Below are 18123 nucleotides of genomic sequence, written 5' to 3'. Positions count from 1 at the left end.
CTGCTGTGAATGAGAGATTTTACTTTCAGAGGGCGTTATTTTTTTCTTTTTTATTCGTTGTATTCGTTAATATGTTCTATATTTGTCGATAGGGAATAACGATACAAATGTTGAATTTAAAGAAGAAACCCTTATGAAAAAACAATATGTCAGCCTACTTGCAATAATGGTAGCTGTAAGTGGCTTTTTATTTTCTTGTGGTGACAAGATGAACAAGAATACCGGTTCGTTAGAGTTCGATAGCATACAAGTGAATGAAACTGCGCATCTCTTTAGTGATACAGCCAAGCCGGCCTGTAACCTCGTGATCGATTTTACCTATCCGGTCAAAGCATCGGATGAATTGCTGAAAGATACCCTGAATAAATATTTTATATCTGCCTGCTTCGGTGAAAAATACATAGGAGAAAACCCGAAAGAAGTAGTGAAACAGTATACGGAAGCCTATATTCGGGAATATCGTCGTGACTTGGAACCGATGTATCTGGAAGATGAAAAGGATAAAGAAGATGAATCGTCTATAGGTGCATGGTACTCTTATTATAAAGGTATAGAAAGCCATGTACAGTTGTATGAAAAAAATCTGCTTGTATACCGCATAGATTATAATGAATATACCGGAGGGGCACACGGGATCTATATGACCACATTTCTCAACATGGATCTCGGGCTGATGCGTCCCTTACGTTTGGACGATGTTTTTGTGGGAGAATACCAAGAGGCCCTTACCGACCTTATCTGGAACCAGCTTATGGCGGACAATGAAGCCAAGACACGTGCTGAACTGGAGGATATGGGATATGGTTCGACAGGAGAAATCGCGCCGACAGAGAATTTCTATCTCGACAAAGACGGTGTTACATTCTATTATAATGTATATGATATTACTCCGTATGCAATGGGACCGGTTACAGTATCCATACCGTTTCAGATGTTGGAACATATGTTAGGCAGTAACCCGGTTGTCGGAGAATTGAAAAATTAAAATCATAACCTATAACTCATATATTTTTAAGAAGTGGAAATCATACTCAAATATTTTCCCGATCTCACGGAAGAACAGCGCAGGCAATTCGCTGCCCTATACGACTTATACATCGATTGGAATGCCAAGATAAACGTCATTTCCCGCAAAGACATCGAGAATCTGTACGAACATCATGTGTTACATTCACTCGGTATTGCCAAAATAATCAATTTCCGTCCCGGAACCAGTATCATGGATTTGGGTACGGGAGGAGGTTTTCCGGGTATCCCGTTAGCCATACTTTTTCCGGAAGTAAAATTCCATCTTGTAGACAGTATCGGCAAGAAGGTGCGTGTAGCCACTGAAGTAGCCAACGCTATCGGACTAAAAAATGTCACTTTCCGCCATGCGCGCGCCGAAGAAGAAAAGCAGTTGTTCGATTTCGTAGTAAGCCGTGCTGTCATGCCATTGGGCGATCTGATTAAAATCATCAAGAAAAACATCTCTCCCCGGCAACAAAATGCATTGCCCAATGGTTTAATCTGTCTCAAAGGCGGAGAGCTCGAGCATGAAGCAATGCCTTTCAAGAATAAGACGACTCTACACAACTTGAGTGAGGATTTTGAAGAGGAATTCTTCCAAACTAAAAAAGTGGTATATGTAACCGTATAAAAAGATGCGTAATATCAAAAAGCCATGAAAATAAAAAGATTTGAATTTAATATGTTTCCCGTAAACTGCTACGTGCTGTGGGATGAAACAAAAGAAGCGGTAGTGATTGATCCGGGATGTTTTTATGATGAAGAAAAACAGGCATTGAAAAACTTTATCATTGCCAACGGACTGACTGTAAAACATTTACTAAACACACACCTGCATCTGGATCATATTTTTGGAAATCCGTTTATGCTAAAGGAATTCGGCCTTTCTGCCGAAGCCAATCAGGCAGATGAGTATTGGATAGAAGAAGCGCCCAAGCAGAGCCGCATGTTCGGATTCCAGTTACAGGAACCTCCTGTCCCGTTGGGAAAATACCTCTACGACGGAGACACCATTACGTTTGGCAACACCTCGCTGGAAGCGATTCATGTGCCCGGACATTCACCGGGTAGCCTGGTATATTATTGCAAGGCGGATCATTGCATGTTTTCGGGCGATGTCCTGTTTCAAGGAAGTATCGGCCGGGCCGATTTGACCGGAGGGAATTTCGATGAGCTGATAGAGCATATTTGCAGCCGCCTGTTCACGCTTCCCAATGAAACAGTGGTCTATCCGGGACATGGTGCCCCTACCACTATTGGAATGGAGAAAGCGGAAAATCCTTTCTTCCGCTAAGTGCTTTCTCTGCCTGTCAAGGGAGCGCACCGGATGATTATAAATGCATTTGGACTACTTAAAAACTAATTAATATGAAAACCGATTCATTTGCCAGCCGTCATATAGGCATCAGTGAGGAAGACATACAAGTGATGCTTCGCAAGATTGGTGTAGCCACTCTTGATGAACTGATAGATAAAACAATACCCGCCAATATCCGCCTGAAGGAACCGTTGGCATTACCGCCTGCCATGACGGAATATGAGTTCAGCAACCACATAGCCCAACTGGCAAGCAAAAACAAACTGTTTACATCATACATCGGAATGGGATGGTACAATACCATTACCCCTGCCGTTATTCAAAGAAACGTGTTTGAAAACCCGGTGTGGTATACTTCTTACACTCCTTATCAAACCGAAGTTTCACAAGGGCGTCTTGAAGCCCTTATGAACTTTCAGACAGCCGTTTGTGACCTTACCGCCATGCCATTGGCCAACTGTTCCCTGTTGGACGAAGCTACGGCAGCAGCAGAAGCCGTGACGATGATGTATGCTCTCCGTCCGCGCGATAAACAGAAAGCAGGAGCTAACGTTGTGTTTGTTGATGAAAACATTTTCCCACAGACATTGGCTGTAATGACCACACGTGCCATCCCTCAAGGTATCGAATTGCGTATGGGAAAATACGCTGAATTTACACCTGCTCCGGAAGTATTTGCCTGTATCGTTCAATATCCCAATGCCGACGGAAGTATTGAGGATTATCGGATATTCACGGAGAAAGCACATGAAGCCGGTTGCAAAGTAGCTGTAGCCGCCGATTTGTTAAGCCTTGCAATGATAGTTCCTCCCGGTGAATGGGGAGCGGATATCGTATTCGGCACTACCCAGCGATTTGGAACGCCTTTATTCTATGGCGGGCCTTCGGCTGCTTATTTTGCTACCCGTGACGAGTATAAGCGCAATATGCCGGGACGTATCATAGGATGGTCAAAAGATAAATATGGAAAGTTATGTTATCGCATGGCTCTTCAAACCCGTGAGCAGCATATTAAACGCGAAAAAGCGACTTCAAACATATGTACCGCCCAAGCATTACTGGCTACCATGGCAGGATTCTATGCAGTCTATCACGGACAAGAGGGCATTACCGGAATCGCTTCACGCATCCATAATATTAGTGCTTTTCTGGAAAAAGAGATAAATAAGTTAGGATATAAGCAGGTGAACAAGTATTATTTCGATACTCTTCGTTTTATCCTGCCTGATAATGTTTCTGCTCAGCAGATACGTACCATTGCTCTCAGCAAAGAGGTGAATCTGCGTTATTTCGATAATGGTGACGTTGGCTTCAGCATTGATGAAACCACTGATACGGCTGCTGCCGGCATATTGTTGTCTATTTTTGCCATTGCAGCGGAAAAAGATTATCAGAAGATGACTGTGATACCGGAATCTGCCGCCTTTCCGAAAGAGCTGAAACGGCAAAGCGCATTTCTGACTCATGAGGTATTCAACAAATATCACACTGAAACAGAGATGATGCGTTATATAAAGCGGCTGGATCGCAAGGATATTTCATTGGCACATTCAATGATCCCATTAGGGTCGTGTACAATGAAGCTTAACGCGGCTGCCGAGATGCTACCGCTAAGCCGTCCGGAGTTTATGTGCATGCATCCGTTGGTGCCTGAGGATCAGGCTGAGGGATATCGCATGTTAATAGAAAACCTTAGTGAAGAATTGAAAACCATAACCGGATTTGCCGGTGTCAGCCTCCAGCCGAATTCCGGTGCGGCAGGAGAATATACAGGGCTCCGGGTTATCCGCAGCTATCTCGAAAGTATCGGGCAGGGACACCGCAACAAGATACTGATCCCCGCATCAGCTCACGGCACAAATCCGGCATCGGCTATTCAGGCAGGATTCGTGACCGTCACCTGTGCCTGCGACGGGCAAGGGAATGTAGACATGGAGGATCTTCGCGCCAAAGCTGAAGAAAACAAGGAGGATCTGGCTGCACTGATGATCACCTACCCTTCCACGCACGGTATCTTTGAAACAGAGATTGTAGAAATCTGTAACATCATTCATGCATGTGGCGCACAGGTATATATGGATGGTGCTAATATGAATGCTCAGGTAGGATTGACCAATCCGGGATTTATCGGTGCCGATGTTTGTCATTTGAATCTGCATAAGACGTTTGCTTCTCCTCATGGCGGCGGAGGTCCGGGTGTAGGCCCGATATGCGTAGCCGAACATCTGGTCCCTTTTTTGCCGGGACATGGATTGTTTGGTAATCCGATGAACGAAGTATCCTCTGCTCCTTATGGAAGTGCGGGAATATTGCCGATTACTTACGGATACATTTGTATGATGAGTACGGAAGGTTTGACAATGGCTACAAAAGCAGCTATTCTTAATGCAAACTATTTAGCAGCTTGTCTGAAAGACACTTATGGTATTGTATACAGAGGAGCTAACGGATTTGTAGGCCATGAAATGATATTGGAATGCCGCAAAATACACGAAGAAACGGGCATCAGTGAGAATGATATAGCCAAGCGTCTCATGGATTACGGTTATCATGCTCCTACCCTCTCTTTCCCTGTTCACGGTACGCTGATGATTGAACCTACCGAAAGTGAAAGCCTGTGGGAACTGGATAATTTCATTACAGTAATGCAAACTATCTGGAAGGAAATACAGGAAGTGAAAAACGGTGAAGCAGACAAAGACGACAATGTATTAGTGAATGCCCCACATCCCGAATACGAAGTGGTAGGCGATAATTGGGAACACTGCTATACCCGTGAAAAAGCGGCTTACCCGATAGAAAGCGTACGGGAAAACAAATTCTGGATAAATGTGGCACGTGTAGACAATACTTTGGGAGACCGGAAGTTATTGCCTACCCGGTATGGTACTTTCGAATAAACTAAAAGTAATAGGTGCAAAATAAAATCTCCCGGATATGAAAATAGTTCTTTCTATCCGGGAGATTTTGTTTTATGACTTCACAAGGATCAGCATAAAAAACAATCGGAGAATAGCACTCCTTTGATCATTCGAGCAGGTAATAGCGGGTATTATTCTACAATTGTCACAGTTCCCTCCTTTACTACCTTTTCTTTCAGCGGTGCTTTAGGATCAGCATAACCCAATGCCACACAGCCATAAACCTGATGATCGGCCGGTACACCGAGAGAAGTTATAAATTCACGAACTTCAGGATCATTGCAGGTTGTTCCCAACTGATTGATCCAACATGACCCGATACCTAACGAATGAGCCGCCAAAAACATATTTTCAATGGCACATGCACAGTCCATGCCCGCCCACCATTGGGTAGATTTGTTGGAAACGATCACCAATACCGGCGCATGATAATAGCAACAATACGCTTTATTGTGTCCACGTTCCTGTAAGTGCTTGTCATCACTCTTTGCAAACGCACCTTTAATGCGTGAATTCAGTTCTTCCAACTTTTCAGCGTTTTGGATAGCTGTAAAATGCCAACTTTCCAGATGCATACCGTTAGGAGCATACTTGGCAGCTTCAAGTATAGTCACCAGGTCATCTGTCTCCGGTGCTTGTGCAGTATAAGCACGCACGCTACGCCGCGTTTTGATAGTCTCTAAAACTTCATTTGTTTTCATGATGAATCTTATTTAAATGCATTGCCAATATGCCTTGTTCCAATCAAGGATACCGCATGGTAATTGGCACATTGGCACATTGTGTTATATTGGCACATTATTTATCTTTTCACTAATCCGATTTTCACATTCAACTTAAAGTAATAAACCCCGTTCTCACGTTCCAGGAAGCCATACTTATCTTTGTCCAAAGAACCCTTCTCCAAACGGGTATTCAAATACAGAAAATCTTCAAATACTTTTTTCTCCGATTTGTGATAACAAAGCACCTGCCCGCTTCCATCCACCAGTAAGATGCCTTCTACGGCCGAATCTGTCCCATTGTATATTTTTGCCGGACGCATACCCAACGCCAGTGCAAGCAGGAATTGCTTCATTTTAAATTCATAAAACCCATGCTTATTGATCAGTTCATCCTTTATCTTTAGAGGATTGATTGCTTTTATTTCCTCTGTCAGCTCACTGATACGAGTAATACCATCAAGATGCATTATACGTACCATTTCAGCCAACACACGAGGAAAATGCAGATCAATCATCGAAAGGTTACAGCGAAATACACGATCGGCTACATCCGAATATTTCAATATCCCGCCCAGACGCTCTATCATCATCATGCGTTCCGCCACTTCCGTAGGCGACTCGGGCAAAGCATTAATTTTATTCACTGTAGGTACAGCAAATTTCACACCGGTCTGCTCCAATTTAAGATTGGCGCTTCGCCCACCGTCCAATAACGGATTCATTGCACTAAGACGTGAACGGACATTCAACCCTGTGAGCGGTGCTTCCGGATGCCAGAATGCGACCGAGAAGTCTGTACGATCGTCCGTTTTTGCCTCCAGATCGAGAATTGCAACTTCGTCCAGAAACTCTTCCACTCCGTCCGGAGAGGTTACATCATCTTCGGACGAGGATTTCATGGCGGTGAGAATTAATCCGGATACTATATCAAAATCTTCACGAGCGATCCGTTTATCTATGTTTTCGCCTACAATATGAATATCTTCTTTTTCTATATAATAACGGCGCGTTCCGTCATGCTCTTCCCTTTGTATCATAGCGATGGGCCAACACCTCTCTTCATCTGCTTTCACTTGCGGCGTGCCCAATGCGACTTGCCCGTCCGCCAGCAAGTGGAAAAAAGCATAAAGTTCGCTCCATTCTCTTTTTGTTGCTTCAAATGCCATATATTTTTATTTGTTTATTTTACAGATTTACAGATCAATTACTTCCGGAAGTTCTTTCCAAGGAATAAACGGAGGTTTTATCGCTATTGCTTCCTCCACAGGAGGTAATTTACCGATCCGGGCCATGGCCAATGGGATACGGGGAGTTATCACGATATATCTTCCCGTCCAGCATCCATCAAACCAGGCAGGATTACCTCGTTCTTTTTTTATTGGAAAACACTGATTTTCTCCTTTATTACGCATTGTGGCCGAACGTCCGGGATCATTGATCCACACATGAGTATCGTTTATACCACGAAGCACCATCCAATGGCGGTGACTACCTGGTTGCAACAACCCACGGGTAGAGCCACGATGACGAACATTTATCAGAACGGGAATTCCCCGATCGATATAAGACTTCAATATCCGATAATCCTTATTCATAAAATGTTCTGCGCTCACCATATGCTCATAATAACGCGTCAGGGAATCTATTTCAAAAGAGTAATATCCTCCCTGTCCCACTGATGTCCGTCGCTTGAAAGGAGCACGTTTCTTCAAAAAATAGTTTTTCTGATATTCCACCAATTTTGCTTCGGCTTCACTTGCCGAACGGCAACTGTCTGAAGTCATCCCTTTAAAATAGTCATACACCATCAAAGAAGAGGCCAGCGAACAATGCACATAGGGACATCCGCTAATTTTCTGTGAATACCAAGGTAGAGGTATGTCATTAAGAGCCACTTTCTGTGCTTTAACAGACTGTGCCTTAACAGAAGAGAAAGTGCTTCCCAACAAAAACAAACCGATATATATAAAGAAAACTCTCATTTTCACATTGTACGTCATTCGGTGCAAAGATAAGGAAAACTGATAAAAACAAATGAAGAATAGGAAAAACTATTTCCAATCCGGAATGTTATATATACATACTTAATTACTTAAATGACAAAGTTATGGATAAAATTGAAAATCTGATTAGCATTACAGAAGTACCCGCAGGGCCGTATATTATTAAAGGTGAATTTAAAATAATCACCAAAGACGGAAAAGAAAATATTCTAACAGGAACAAATGCCTTATGCCGCTGCGGCCATTCAAAAAACAAACCGTTCTGTGACGGTACACACCGTAAAATAAACTTCGAAAAGGGAGATGAATAAAAGAGTCTCACATTTTTTATACAGAAATTCAATGTGCGTTCATTCCGGATATCTATTTTGAAGAAACGCACATTGAGTAAGTAAACCAATAGTATAAAAAACTTGCTTATTTCTCCTTGTCGTCAATAATACGCGCTGTTTCTACCTTTTCCAACCGTGCCATCAAACGGGGCATCATCGATCGACGGATGCGGAGTGTCATGCTACAATCCATGTCATAGGATTGTTGTATTATTTCCGGTTCTTCTTCTTTCACAATACGCATAATGTCATTCATGAACGGATACTCGAATAATACAGTAACCTCGTCATCTACCGTTTTTTCAACAATCGTGGCGGAGGCGATGGCTTCGGCAGCAGCAGCCTTATAGGCAACGATAAGACCACTTGTCCCTAATTTAATTCCACCAAAATAGCGTACTACTACAATTAGTATATCTGTCAATTCATTAGAATTAATTTGCCCTAAAATCGGTTTGCCGGCTGTACCGGAAGGTTCTCCATTATCATTTGCACGAAAATCTTTGCGTTCATGACCCAACATATAGGCATAACAAACGTGACGTGCATCGTAATACTTTTTCTGATAAACTTCAAGATGCGCTTTTATTTCTTCATGAGTGCGCACAGGCAGGGCGATAGCAATGAACTTGCTACGTTTCTCGGTATAGATACCTTCGGATGGTTCGGTAATAGTCTTATATGTATCTTCCATGTGTGCAAAGATACTTATAAAATTAAAAACCGAGAATTAAAAACTAAAAATAGGCAGTACAATCCATGTATCAACATGCTGTACCGCCTAATCTTTTATCATTTACAACGTACGGAATCAGTCTAATTTATGAATCACCAGTCCCGATCGAAGTTTCGGTTCAAACCAAGTAGTCTTTGGCGGCATGATGTTGCCTGTATCAGCAATATCCATAAGCTGTTTCATTGAAACAGGATAAAGAGCAAGGGCTGCTTTCATTTCACCGCTATCTACACGTTTGCTTAATTCGCCCAAGCCACGGATACCTCCGACAAAATCAATACGTTTGTCGGAACGTAAATCTTTGATACCTAAGATTTCATCCAATATCAAGTTGGATGAGATAGTGACATCCAATACACCTATCGGGTCATTGTCGTCATATGTTCCGGCTTTTGCTGTAAGGCTATACCATTTGCCCTCCAGATAAAGAGCAAAATTATGCAATGCATTCGGTTTATAAATATCCGCTCCTTTTTCTTCGACGATAAAATTCTTTTCGAGAGCTTCAAGGAACTGTGTGGGAGTCAGTCCGTTAAGGTCTTTCACTACACGGTTATAATCAATGATAGTCAATTGATTGGCAGGGAAACACACAGCCATGAAATAATTATACTCTTCGTCACCATGATGGTTCGGATTCTGTTTTGCCTTCTCAGCACCTACCAGTGCAGCAGCGGCAGAACGATGATGACCATCGGCGATATAAAGTGCCGGCATTTTGGCAAATTCTGCTGTGATAGAAGCAATATCTCCTGCTTGGTCCACAATCCAGAAAGTATGTCCGAAACCATCACCGGGAGCTATAAAGTCATATACAGGCTTTTGAGAAGTATATTTCTTGATTATTGCATCCAGAACAGCATTATCAGGATAGGCAAAGAACACCGGTTCTATGTTGGCATTATTTACGCGAACATGCTTCATACGGTCTTCCTCTTTATCACGACGGGTCAACTCATGCTTTTTAATGATGCCATTCATATAGTCAGGAACGTAGGCACCTACCACCAAACCATACTGTGTTTTACCATTCATCGTTTGGGCATAGATGTAGTAATTCTCTTTGTCATCTTGTACCAGCCAACCCTTATCCTGAAATAATTTAAAATTCTCGGCAGCCTTTTCGTAAACGCACGCATCGTGTTCGTCAGTACCTACCGGAAAATCGATTTCCGGTTTTATGATATGGTAAAGTGATTTCTCGTTTCCTTTTGCCTCTTCCCGTGCTTCTTCCGAATTTAATACATCATAAGGGCGCGAGGCAACTTGTTCGACCAACTCCTGTGGGGGACGAATCCCTTTAAACGGTTTAATAACAGCCATAATTATTAGATTTATGATTGATGAATTATGATTTATGATTGATGGGGAAACATCTTTGCTTTGAAGTCAATATGCTGGAAACCAATATTTTCTTATCTCTGTGCAATCAGATGACATGGATCCATGTTGTATACCAGATAAATATCCGGTCTTTTCCAATAGAGCTAACCAGTAACTCGTCTCGTTAGCTTCCTTTTGGGCAATTGACAATTTATGGACAAAGTCTGCCGAAGATTCTGCCGAGATCGCTTCACTGATATTAGCTCCAATAGACGTTCCGCTACGCAAGAGTTGTTTACTCATAACATACTCTTTTTTCTCATCCACCAGATACTTATATAAGTTAACTATACGGACAGCATACGATAATGCCTTGTCATACGTTTGGTTTTCCCTCATAATTCATAAATCATAATTCATAAATCTCTTATTATTTATTGACACGGAATTTCTCACAACCGTCTTTTAAGAAACCGACAATTTGCTTGGCAGCAGCAATACCGGCATTAATATTAGCTTCGGCGGTCTGTGCACCCATTTTTTTCGGAGTAGAGAAATAACGTCCGGCAAAAAGTTCTGCAAACTTAGCGTTAGCGGCAGGCATGATATCGGTGATATATTTAAAATCAGGACGGTCCTGCATTAATTGGATGAGTTCGTCTTCGTTGATGACTTCCTTACGGGCTGTATTCACGAGAATGGCACCCTTCGGCATATCTTTCAACAAAGCATAGTTGATGGAGTTCTTTGTTTCAGCAGTAGCAGGAATATGCAAAGATACCACATTACACGTTTTATAAAGTTCTTCGGCAGAATCAACAGCTTTCACACCGTCTTTCTCAATAACTTCTTTCGGGCAGAATGCATCGTAAGCATAAATATCCATTCCGAAGCCTTTAGCTACACGGGCTACATTACGGCCTACATTTCCATAAGCGTGAATACCTAATTTTTTCCCCATCAATTCGGTTCCGGATGTTCCATTATAGAAATTGCGGACAGCATATACCAACAGACCGAAAACAAGTTCGGCTACCGCATTGGAGTTCTGTCCCGGAGTATTCATTACACATACACCGTGTGCAGTGGCAGCAGCCAAATCTACATTGTCATAACCGGCACCGGCGCGTACTACAATCTTCAGTTCTTTAGCAGCATCCAGCACTTCGGCATCGATAATATCACTACGAATGATGATGGCATTAGCATCTTTCACTGCATCCAGCAATTGTGCTTTTTCTGTATATTTCTCAAGTAGGGCAAGCTCGTATCCGGCTGCCTCGATCTCTTTACGAATACCGTCTACAGCTACTTTGGCAAACGGTTTATCAGTAGCAATAAGTACTTTCATAATTCTTTGTATATTTGTATATATAATATAAAACGTTTTACTTTAAAATGACACAGAGTCTCACGGAGTTCTTTCTGTTTTAACAGTCGCTCTGTGAAACTCTGTGAATATTGGTAATGAGAATATTAATGAAGTTTCTCAAATTCCTGCATACAGTCAATCAATGCCTGCACACTTTCTTTCGGCATGGCATTATAGCATGATGCACGGAAGCCACCTACTGAACGGTGTCCTTTGATTCCTACCATTCCTCTTTCTGTTGCAAACTTCATAAAGTCAGCTTCCAGATCTTTATATTCGGGAGCCATTACGAAGCAGATGTTCATACGTGAACGATCTTCTTTTGCAGCAGTACCTACGAACATTTTGTTACGATCGATTTCTGCATACAGCATGTCGGCTTTCTCAGTGGCACGGCGCTCCATCTCTTTTACGCCACCTTGAGCTTTCACCCAACGTAATGTCTGTAACGCTGCATAAATAGGAACAACAGGAGGAGTATTGAACATGGAACCGTTATCTACATGTGTCTGATAATTCAGCATCGTAGGAATATAACGGGATACTTTACCTAATGCATCATTCTTAACAATGACAAATGTTACACCTGCCGGAGCCAGATTCTTTTGAGCACCACCATAAATACAGATATATTTGGATACATCGATAGGACGTGAGAAAATATCGGAAGACATATCGGCAACCATCGGAACCGGAGAATCCAAGTCTGCTTTCAATTCTGTACCGTAAATCGTATTGTTAGTAGTAATGTGGAAATAATCAGCATCAGCCGGAACAGTATAATCTTTCGGAATATAAGTATATGTGGCTTCAGCAGAAGAGGCAACCTCTACAACCTCACCAAAGGCTTTCGCTTCTTTCATTGCTTTCTTGGCCCATACGCCAGTGTTCAGATAAGCAGCCTTTTTCTCGAGGAAGTTGAAAGGCACCATGCAGAACTCCATACTGGCACCACCACCCAGGAACAGTACCGAATATCCCTCGGGGATGTTTAGTAATTCCTTAAATAGTGCTACCGCTTCGTCAACCACAGGTTGGAAGTCTTTAGCACGGTGACTGATTTCCATCAATGAGAGTCCGGAGCCATTGAAATCTAAAATAGCTTTCGCTGTAGCTTCGATCACCTCACGCGGAAGAATAGAAGGTCCTGCATTGAAATTATGCTTTTTCATTTGAAGTTTGTTTTTGATTTAACAATTTCGTTACTTTGTGTCTTTAGACATTGCGAAATTACGGAATTATTTCCGTAAAACAAATCTTTCCTTATAAAAATACAGCCAGTTCACCGATTTATCTATCTTTTTATTGGTTTATGCAGGATATATACACCATTTTGTTATGTATAGATATCAAGAACAGACATTATCAACAAAGTAATAGTATTGGATTATTTTTACTTAAAGATTAAAAGAAAATAGAAGGGAAATCAGATGTTTGTTAGTTTTAAGGGGGGGGCGGCCTCTCCCCAACCCTCTCCGGGGGAGAGGGGGTATAAGATACTTTTGCTTATTAATTAGTTAAAACTAACTTAGCTCCCTCTCCTCCGGAGAGGGCTGGGGAGAGGCCTGTCAATCTGCTTCTTCTATCACAGTTTTCATTCCTTTTATCTTTTCTCCACGGATTAGAGTCAACAGCTGTTTCACTTTTCCACGACGGACGGCGACAAAGGCATAATGGTCTTTTACATCGATTTGTCCGACATCCTCACGGGATAAGTTTCCTTTTTTATAGAGAAATCCGGCGATATCCATCCGGCTGAGTTTGTCTTTTTTCCCTTTACCTATATATAATGTTACCCAAAGCGGCTTTGGTGGCTTCGGCGCGTTTTCGGGCAATGCCAGCACTTCAAGCTCTTCGGGTATATACTCCGGCAGGTTTTCTTCGGTACTTACTATGAGATAGGAGCTGCCGGTAGCATCCCAACGTGCGGTACGTCCGTTACGGTGTGTGAAAGCTTCTTCATTTACGGGAAAATGGTAATGGATGATATGCTCTATTTCCGGAATATCCAGACCACGGGCGGCGAGGTCGGTCGAAATCAGTACATGACAACTGCCATTACGGAATTTGTACAAAGCCCGCTCCCGGTCCGGCTGTTCCATACCTCCATGAAAGCGTTCGGAATACAGTTTCTTATCCGCCAGTAATTTGTGTACACGGTCTACTGCATCGCGGTGGTTACAGAAAACAATGCAAGAGCTGCTTCCCAATGTGCATAACAATTTATACAAAGTATCAATCTTGTCTTTCGAGGGGGAAATGACCTTCATCAGTGTTAACCGGGATTCTTTTCCGGCAGAAGTGTCTTGCAGGAAATCCAATCTCACGGTATGTTCCATTCCGGTGAACCGGGGGATCTCCTCGGCATCCGTGGCCGAAAGCAGAAAGCGCCGTTGCAGATTGGGAAGCTGGCCTATAATGGCAGCCATTTCCTCTTGAAAACCAAGTTCAAGAGATTTATCAAATTCATCGATTACCAGCATACGAACGGTAGCAGCATCGAAATTCTGCTTTGAGAGATGATCGTTCATACGTCCGGGAGTAGCAATGATGACAGCCGGTTGTACTCCTTTTATCGTGCGGTGTTCCTCCATGGCAGGGCGTCCGCCATAACAGCTCACAGATTTGAATCCGGTATTCATGGCTTTGAAAACCTGATCGGTCTGTAAAGCCAGTTCACGGGATGGAACCAGCACTACGGCCTGTACTCCTTTCTGTTCCGGTTTTAAAGAGCCGATAAGCGGTAACAGGTAGGCCAATGTCTTTCCGGAACCGGTGGGTGAAAGTAATATCTGGTCTTTTCCCTCTTTCCACGCATCAATGGATGCTTCCTGCATGGGATTCAACTGTTCGATAGCTAAAGCAGCCAGTACATCTTTTATATAAGTAGGTGTTATTTCCATTGTTATATGATTTTGTGTAAAGATAAGAATAAATAAACTTACGTGAGATACGGACAATAAAAAAGCAGCCTTTTTTGTGATGAAAAGACTGCTTTCTATGATTTATTAAGATTTATCTGATCTTAGAACCTGTTTGAATCCCTTATCCTCCGAAATTATCGAACATCAGGTTCTTAGCAGGAACACCCAGGCTGTCGAGCATATTTTCGACTGCTTTAGACATCGGACCAGGACCACACATGTAGTATTCGATATCTTCCGGTGCTTCATGGTTCTTCAAATAAGTCTCATAGATTACTTGATGAACGAAACCTGCCGTATAGCTAACGCCTGCTGCATCCGCTGCAGGATCCGGACGGTCGAGTGCCAGATGGAACTTGAAGTTCGGGAAATCTTTTTCTATTTGCAGGAAGTCTTCCAGATAGAACACTTCGTTCAGCGCACGTGCACCGTAGAAGTAGTTCATGGTACGATCTGTGATGTGCAGTGTCTTTGTCAAGTGCATGATTTGTGCACGTAACGGAGCCATACCGGCACCACCACCGATCCACATCATCTCGTTCTTAGAATCGAGAATAGGATGGAAATCTCCATAAGGGCCACTCATCGTTACCTTATCACCCGGTTTCAGCGTAAAGATATAAGAAGAAGCGATACCCGGCATTACATCCATAAATCCAGGACCCTGATCTTTCGGTTTGAAAGGAGGCGTAGCAATACGTACAGTCAACATGATACGATCTCCCTCAGCCGGATAGTTGGCCATAGAATAAGCACGGATAGTCGGTTCATCGTTACGGCATTTCAAGCCCATCAAGCCGAATTTCTCCCATGCAGGCAGATATTCGTCACCGATAAGGCTCTTGTCGATATCCTTATCGTAATCCATTGAGAATGCAGGAATCTTGATCTGAGCATACGAACCCGGTATAAAGTCCATGTGTTCGCCTTTCGGAAGGGCCACGATGAACTCTTTGATAAACGTTGCAACGTTCTTGTTGGAGATAACCTCGCACTCCCACTCTTTCACACCTAAGATCGATTCGTCGATCTTGATCGACATATCCTGTTTCACTTTCACCTGGCAACCCAGACGCCAGTGATCGGCCTGTTGTTTACGGGAGAAGAAGCCGGTTTCCGTAGGAAGTATTTCACCACCTCCTTCAAGAACCTGGCAACGGCACTGTCCGCAAGAACCTTTACCACCACATGCTGATGAGAGGAAAACACCGTTGGCAGACAGCGTGCCCAGCAATGTGCCGCCGGGGTTAGTCTTCAATTCCTGTTCTCCATTCATCGTAATCGTAACCTCGCCCGAAGGGGTCAGATACCCTTTCGCAACGAGCAGTATAATGACAAGCAGGAGGATCACTCCAAGGAATACTCCGATACTCGCTAATATTAAAGACGTCATTGTTTTATTCTTTTTACTTTAATTATATTTTCAATCCAGAGAAACACATAAAGGCCATTGCCATCAGTCCTACCGTAATAAACGTAATACCCAAACCTTTCAACGGAGCGGGAACATCAGAGTAAGCCATCTTTTCACGGATAGCAGCCAGACCGACAATGGCAAGCAGCCAGCCGATACCGGAACCTAAAGCGTAGACCACTGCACCACCTACTCCGGTGATAGCCTGCGGATTGGACGGGTCCATCGTAATTCTCTGTTGCATGAACAGGGAAGCACCCATGATAGCACAGTTAACGGCAATCAACGGCAGGAAGATACCCAGCGATGCATACAGTGACGGCGCAAAGCGTTCTACCACCATTTCTACCAACTGCACGATACCGGCAATAACGGCAATGAAGAGAATAAAACTAAGGAAGCTGAGGTCGACACCCGGAATTATGGCATCGGCAGCCAGCACCTTTGTCTGGAGCAAATAGTTCACGGGAAGCGTAACTACCAAAACGAAAGTTACCGCAACTCCCAGACCTACAGCAGTCTTCACATTCTTCGATACGGCAAGGTAGGAACACATACCCAGGAAGAATGCAAATATCATGTTGTCCACAAAAATGGAGCGGACGAATAAACTTAATAATTGATCCATGTTATATTGATTTATGAGTTCTGATTTATGATTTATTATTTTAAAATAAGGCTACGATCTATGCCTGTGGAACATTGTGATGAAACATTGTTATGGAACATTGTGATGTGACATTAGGATGTAACAGGGCATAAACCATAAATCTTAAAATCACGACTCTTGTAGTTCTTTATGTTTAGCACGCTGATACCAGATAATGCAGGCACAGATAATCAGTGCCATAGGAGGCATCAACATCAAGCCGTTATTCAGATACCCCATTTTATAGAATGCTTCCGGAAGAATCTTAAAGTTCAGCAACGTACCCGAACCCAACAATTCACGGAAGAAAGCTACGATAATCAATATCTTGGCATATCCCAATCCGTTGCCAATACCATCAAGGAAAGATTCCCACGGAGCATTTTGCATGGCAAAGGCTTCCAGACGTCCCATCAGGATACAGTTGGTAATGATCAGACCTACATAAACAGAAAGCTGTACGCTTACATCGTAAGCAAATGCTTTCAGAATCTCACTCACAATCGTAACCAAGGCAGCTACCACCACCAACTGTACGATAATACGGATACGGTTCGGAATGGTCTTGCGCAACAAGGAGATAACGACGTTAGAGAAAGCCGTAATCACTGTTACCGAGAGGCCCATCACGATAGCCGGTTCCAGTTTGGCTGTTACCGCCAGTGCCGAACAGATACCGAGCACCTGTACGGTTACCGGGTTGTTCATTCCCAGCGGAGCAGAGAATACCTCTTTATTCTGTTTAGAAAATAATTGGCTCATATTCTATCGTTCCTCCTTAATTATTAGTTAAAAATTTATCATACTGGCTCAGGCAAGCCTTTAGCATATCGTCCACACCCTTTGAAGTAATAGTACCTCCGGAGATACCGTCTACCTGATAAGCCGGATCGGTTACCTTACCGTTTTTCTCAACAGCCAAGGCGATTTGTCCGTCTTTCAGCACTTTCTTTCCCGAAAACTCGTTTTGGAAAGCTACCGTAGCGATTTCTGCACCCAAGCCCGGAGTTTCACTGGCATGTGAAAAGTATACACCATATACCGTATCTTTATCAGCATTAAGGGCAACATATCCCCAAACAGCTCCCCAAAGTCCGACACCGTAAACCGGAATCACATACTTGGTCTCGCCGTTTATTTCTGCAACAAATACATGCAGACGGTTGTTCTCTTTAGCCTCTTTTTCATAACTGAGAGAAAACTCACCCGTATTTTCTGCGAGACTTCCGTCAGCATTCATCAGCATATCACCTTTTACATATTTATTATATTCGGCTTCCGCATCTTTCACATCCCGGATGTTCAATGCTGCCAGAATCTGCTTCTTCGTATCCAGTTCCTGGTTCTTATTCTGAATATCTTTCAGAGACGAACTGACGAAAGCCAGCAGGAATGCCA

18 protein-coding genes are annotated in these 18123 nt (G+C 43.0%); 5 read left to right on the top strand and 13 right to left on the bottom strand.

What is annotated here, in order from left to right; all coding sequences use genetic code 11:
- Positions 1-133 precede the first annotated feature (133 nt).
- The 4 genes from QVP90_RS08805 to gcvP all read left to right on the top strand — a co-directional run bounded on the left by QVP90_RS08805 (position 134) and on the right by gcvP (position 5226).
- Positions 134-985, top strand: a complete 852-nt coding sequence (locus tag QVP90_RS08805; protein ID WP_005932130.1) for a DUF3298 and DUF4163 domain-containing protein — start codon at positions 134-136, stop codon at positions 983-985.
- 33 nt (positions 986-1018) lie between these two features.
- A complete protein-coding gene (gene rsmG / locus QVP90_RS08800; protein WP_021936200.1) occupies positions 1019-1639 on the top strand; it encodes a 16S rRNA (guanine(527)-N(7))-methyltransferase RsmG in 621 nt (206 codons plus the stop codon).
- 24 nt (positions 1640-1663) lie between these two features.
- Positions 1664-2302, top strand: a complete 639-nt coding sequence (locus QVP90_RS08795) for an MBL fold metallo-hydrolase (RefSeq protein ID WP_025819030.1) — start codon at positions 1664-1666, stop codon at positions 2300-2302.
- A 74-nt stretch (positions 2303-2376) separates the two neighbouring features.
- Positions 2377-5226 (top strand): aminomethyl-transferring glycine dehydrogenase, encoded by a 2850-nt coding sequence (gcvP, locus tag QVP90_RS08790; protein ID WP_007480849.1) that lies wholly within the window; start codon positions 2377-2379, stop codon positions 5224-5226.
- Between the two features lie 152 nt (positions 5227-5378).
- On the opposite strand, the gene QVP90_RS08785 is transcribed toward gcvP, so the two are convergent.
- The 3 genes from QVP90_RS08785 to QVP90_RS08775 form a co-directional block, all read right to left on the bottom strand.
- Positions 5379-5948: a nitroreductase family protein gene (locus QVP90_RS08785; protein WP_021936199.1), complete on the bottom strand. Its 570-nt coding sequence runs from the start codon at positions 5946-5948 to the stop codon at positions 5379-5381.
- 101 nt (positions 5949-6049) lie between these two features.
- Entirely contained in the window at positions 6050-7138 is a 1089-nt protein-coding gene (locus QVP90_RS08780) for an HpaII family restriction endonuclease (protein WP_021936198.1), read from the bottom strand.
- A 27-nt stretch (positions 7139-7165) separates the two neighbouring features.
- Positions 7166-7954: a C39 family peptidase gene (locus QVP90_RS08775; RefSeq protein WP_264380863.1), complete on the bottom strand. Its 789-nt coding sequence runs from the start codon at positions 7952-7954 to the stop codon at positions 7166-7168.
- Positions 7955-8079: 125 nt separating this feature from the next.
- On the opposite strand from QVP90_RS08775, the gene QVP90_RS08770 reads away from it, so the two are divergent.
- Positions 8080-8286: a CDGSH iron-sulfur domain-containing protein gene (locus QVP90_RS08770; RefSeq protein WP_005932150.1), complete on the top strand. Its 207-nt coding sequence runs from the start codon at positions 8080-8082 to the stop codon at positions 8284-8286.
- A gap of 106 nt (positions 8287-8392) precedes the next feature.
- Here QVP90_RS08770 and QVP90_RS08765 read toward each other — a convergent pair whose 3' ends face one another.
- The 10 genes from QVP90_RS08765 to QVP90_RS08720 form a co-directional block, all read right to left on the bottom strand.
- Positions 8393-9001 (bottom strand): IMPACT family protein, encoded by a 609-nt coding sequence (locus QVP90_RS08765; RefSeq protein WP_007480845.1) that lies wholly within the window; start codon positions 8999-9001, stop codon positions 8393-8395.
- Between the two features lie 117 nt (positions 9002-9118).
- The gene (locus QVP90_RS08760; RefSeq protein WP_007480844.1) at positions 9119-10366 is read right to left on the bottom strand and encodes a DUF1015 domain-containing protein; all 1248 of its coding nucleotides are present in this window, start codon (positions 10364-10366) and stop codon (positions 9119-9121) included.
- Between the two features lie 66 nt (positions 10367-10432).
- Entirely contained in the window at positions 10433-10765 is a 333-nt protein-coding gene (locus tag QVP90_RS08755; protein WP_021936196.1) for a four helix bundle protein, read from the bottom strand.
- Positions 10766-10796: 31 nt separating this feature from the next.
- Entirely contained in the window at positions 10797-11717 is a 921-nt protein-coding gene (locus QVP90_RS08750; protein WP_005932161.1) for an NAD(P)-dependent oxidoreductase, read from the bottom strand.
- 125 nt (positions 11718-11842) lie between these two features.
- The gene (serC, locus tag QVP90_RS08745) at positions 11843-12910 is read right to left on the bottom strand and encodes a 3-phosphoserine/phosphohydroxythreonine transaminase (protein ID WP_005932163.1); all 1068 of its coding nucleotides are present in this window, start codon (positions 12908-12910) and stop codon (positions 11843-11845) included.
- Between the two features lie 396 nt (positions 12911-13306).
- Positions 13307-14641, bottom strand: a complete 1335-nt coding sequence (locus tag QVP90_RS08740; protein WP_025819029.1) for a DEAD/DEAH box helicase — start codon at positions 14639-14641, stop codon at positions 13307-13309.
- Positions 14642-14783: 142 nt separating this feature from the next.
- Positions 14784-16055: an NADH:ubiquinone reductase (Na(+)-transporting) subunit F gene (gene nqrF, locus QVP90_RS08735; protein WP_021936195.1), complete on the bottom strand. Its 1272-nt coding sequence runs from the start codon at positions 16053-16055 to the stop codon at positions 14784-14786.
- Between the two features lie 22 nt (positions 16056-16077).
- Complete coding sequence (gene nqrE / locus QVP90_RS08730; protein WP_005932172.1) at positions 16078-16704, bottom strand: NADH:ubiquinone reductase (Na(+)-transporting) subunit E; 627 nt, start codon at positions 16702-16704, stop codon at positions 16078-16080.
- A 150-nt stretch (positions 16705-16854) separates the two neighbouring features.
- Positions 16855-17487: an NADH:ubiquinone reductase (Na(+)-transporting) subunit D gene (locus tag QVP90_RS08725; RefSeq protein ID WP_005932175.1), complete on the bottom strand. Its 633-nt coding sequence runs from the start codon at positions 17485-17487 to the stop codon at positions 16855-16857.
- 16 nt (positions 17488-17503) lie between these two features.
- On the bottom strand, positions 17504-18123 hold a 620-nt coding region (locus tag QVP90_RS08720), incomplete at its 5' end, for a Na(+)-translocating NADH-quinone reductase subunit C (RefSeq protein WP_288204142.1).

Origin of the sequence: Bacteroides sp. CAG:189, from assembly GCF_000432295.1 — a bacterium.
In the GTDB taxonomy this organism is placed as follows: Bacteria; Bacteroidota; Bacteroidia; order Bacteroidales; family Bacteroidaceae; genus Bacteroides; species Bacteroides salyersiae.
This window is presented reverse-complemented; position numbering and strand designations above follow the sequence as displayed.

Coding starts and splice junctions, on each gene's coding strand:
- QVP90_RS08780 (WP_021936198.1), bottom strand. CDS start 7,138: ATGGCATTTGAAGCAACAAAAAGAGAATGGAGCGAACTTTATGCTTTT.
- serC (WP_005932163.1), bottom strand. CDS start 12,910: ATGAAAAAGCATAATTTCAATGCAGGACCTTCTATTCTTCCGCGTGAG.
- QVP90_RS08740 (WP_025819029.1), bottom strand. CDS start 14,641: ATGGAAATAACACCTACTTATATAAAAGATGTACTGGCTGCTTTAGCT.
- gcvP (WP_007480849.1), top strand. CDS start 2,377: ATGAAAACCGATTCATTTGCCAGCCGTCATATAGGCATCAGTGAGGAA.
- QVP90_RS08755 (WP_021936196.1), bottom strand. CDS start 10,765: ATGAGGGAAAACCAAACGTATGACAAGGCATTATCGTATGCTGTCCGT.
- QVP90_RS08805 (WP_005932130.1), top strand. CDS start 134: ATGAAAAAACAATATGTCAGCCTACTTGCAATAATGGTAGCTGTAAGT.
- QVP90_RS08750 (WP_005932161.1), bottom strand. CDS start 11,717: ATGAAAGTACTTATTGCTACTGATAAACCGTTTGCCAAAGTAGCTGTA.
- QVP90_RS08765 (WP_007480845.1), bottom strand. CDS start 9,001: ATGGAAGATACATATAAGACTATTACCGAACCATCCGAAGGTATCTAT.
- QVP90_RS08775 (WP_264380863.1), bottom strand. CDS start 7,954: ATGAGAGTTTTCTTTATATATATCGGTTTGTTTTTGTTGGGAAGCACT.
- QVP90_RS08725 (WP_005932175.1), bottom strand. CDS start 17,487: ATGAGCCAATTATTTTCTAAACAGAATAAAGAGGTATTCTCTGCTCCG.
- nqrF (WP_021936195.1), bottom strand. CDS start 16,055: ATGACGTCTTTAATATTAGCGAGTATCGGAGTATTCCTTGGAGTGATC.
- nqrE (WP_005932172.1), bottom strand. CDS start 16,704: ATGGATCAATTATTAAGTTTATTCGTCCGCTCCATTTTTGTGGACAAC.
- QVP90_RS08770 (WP_005932150.1), top strand. CDS start 8,080: ATGGATAAAATTGAAAATCTGATTAGCATTACAGAAGTACCCGCAGGG.
- QVP90_RS08760 (WP_007480844.1), bottom strand. CDS start 10,366: ATGGCTGTTATTAAACCGTTTAAAGGGATTCGTCCCCCACAGGAGTTG.
- QVP90_RS08795 (WP_025819030.1), top strand. CDS start 1,664: ATGAAAATAAAAAGATTTGAATTTAATATGTTTCCCGTAAACTGCTAC.
- QVP90_RS08785 (WP_021936199.1), bottom strand. CDS start 5,948: ATGAAAACAAATGAAGTTTTAGAGACTATCAAAACGCGGCGTAGCGTG.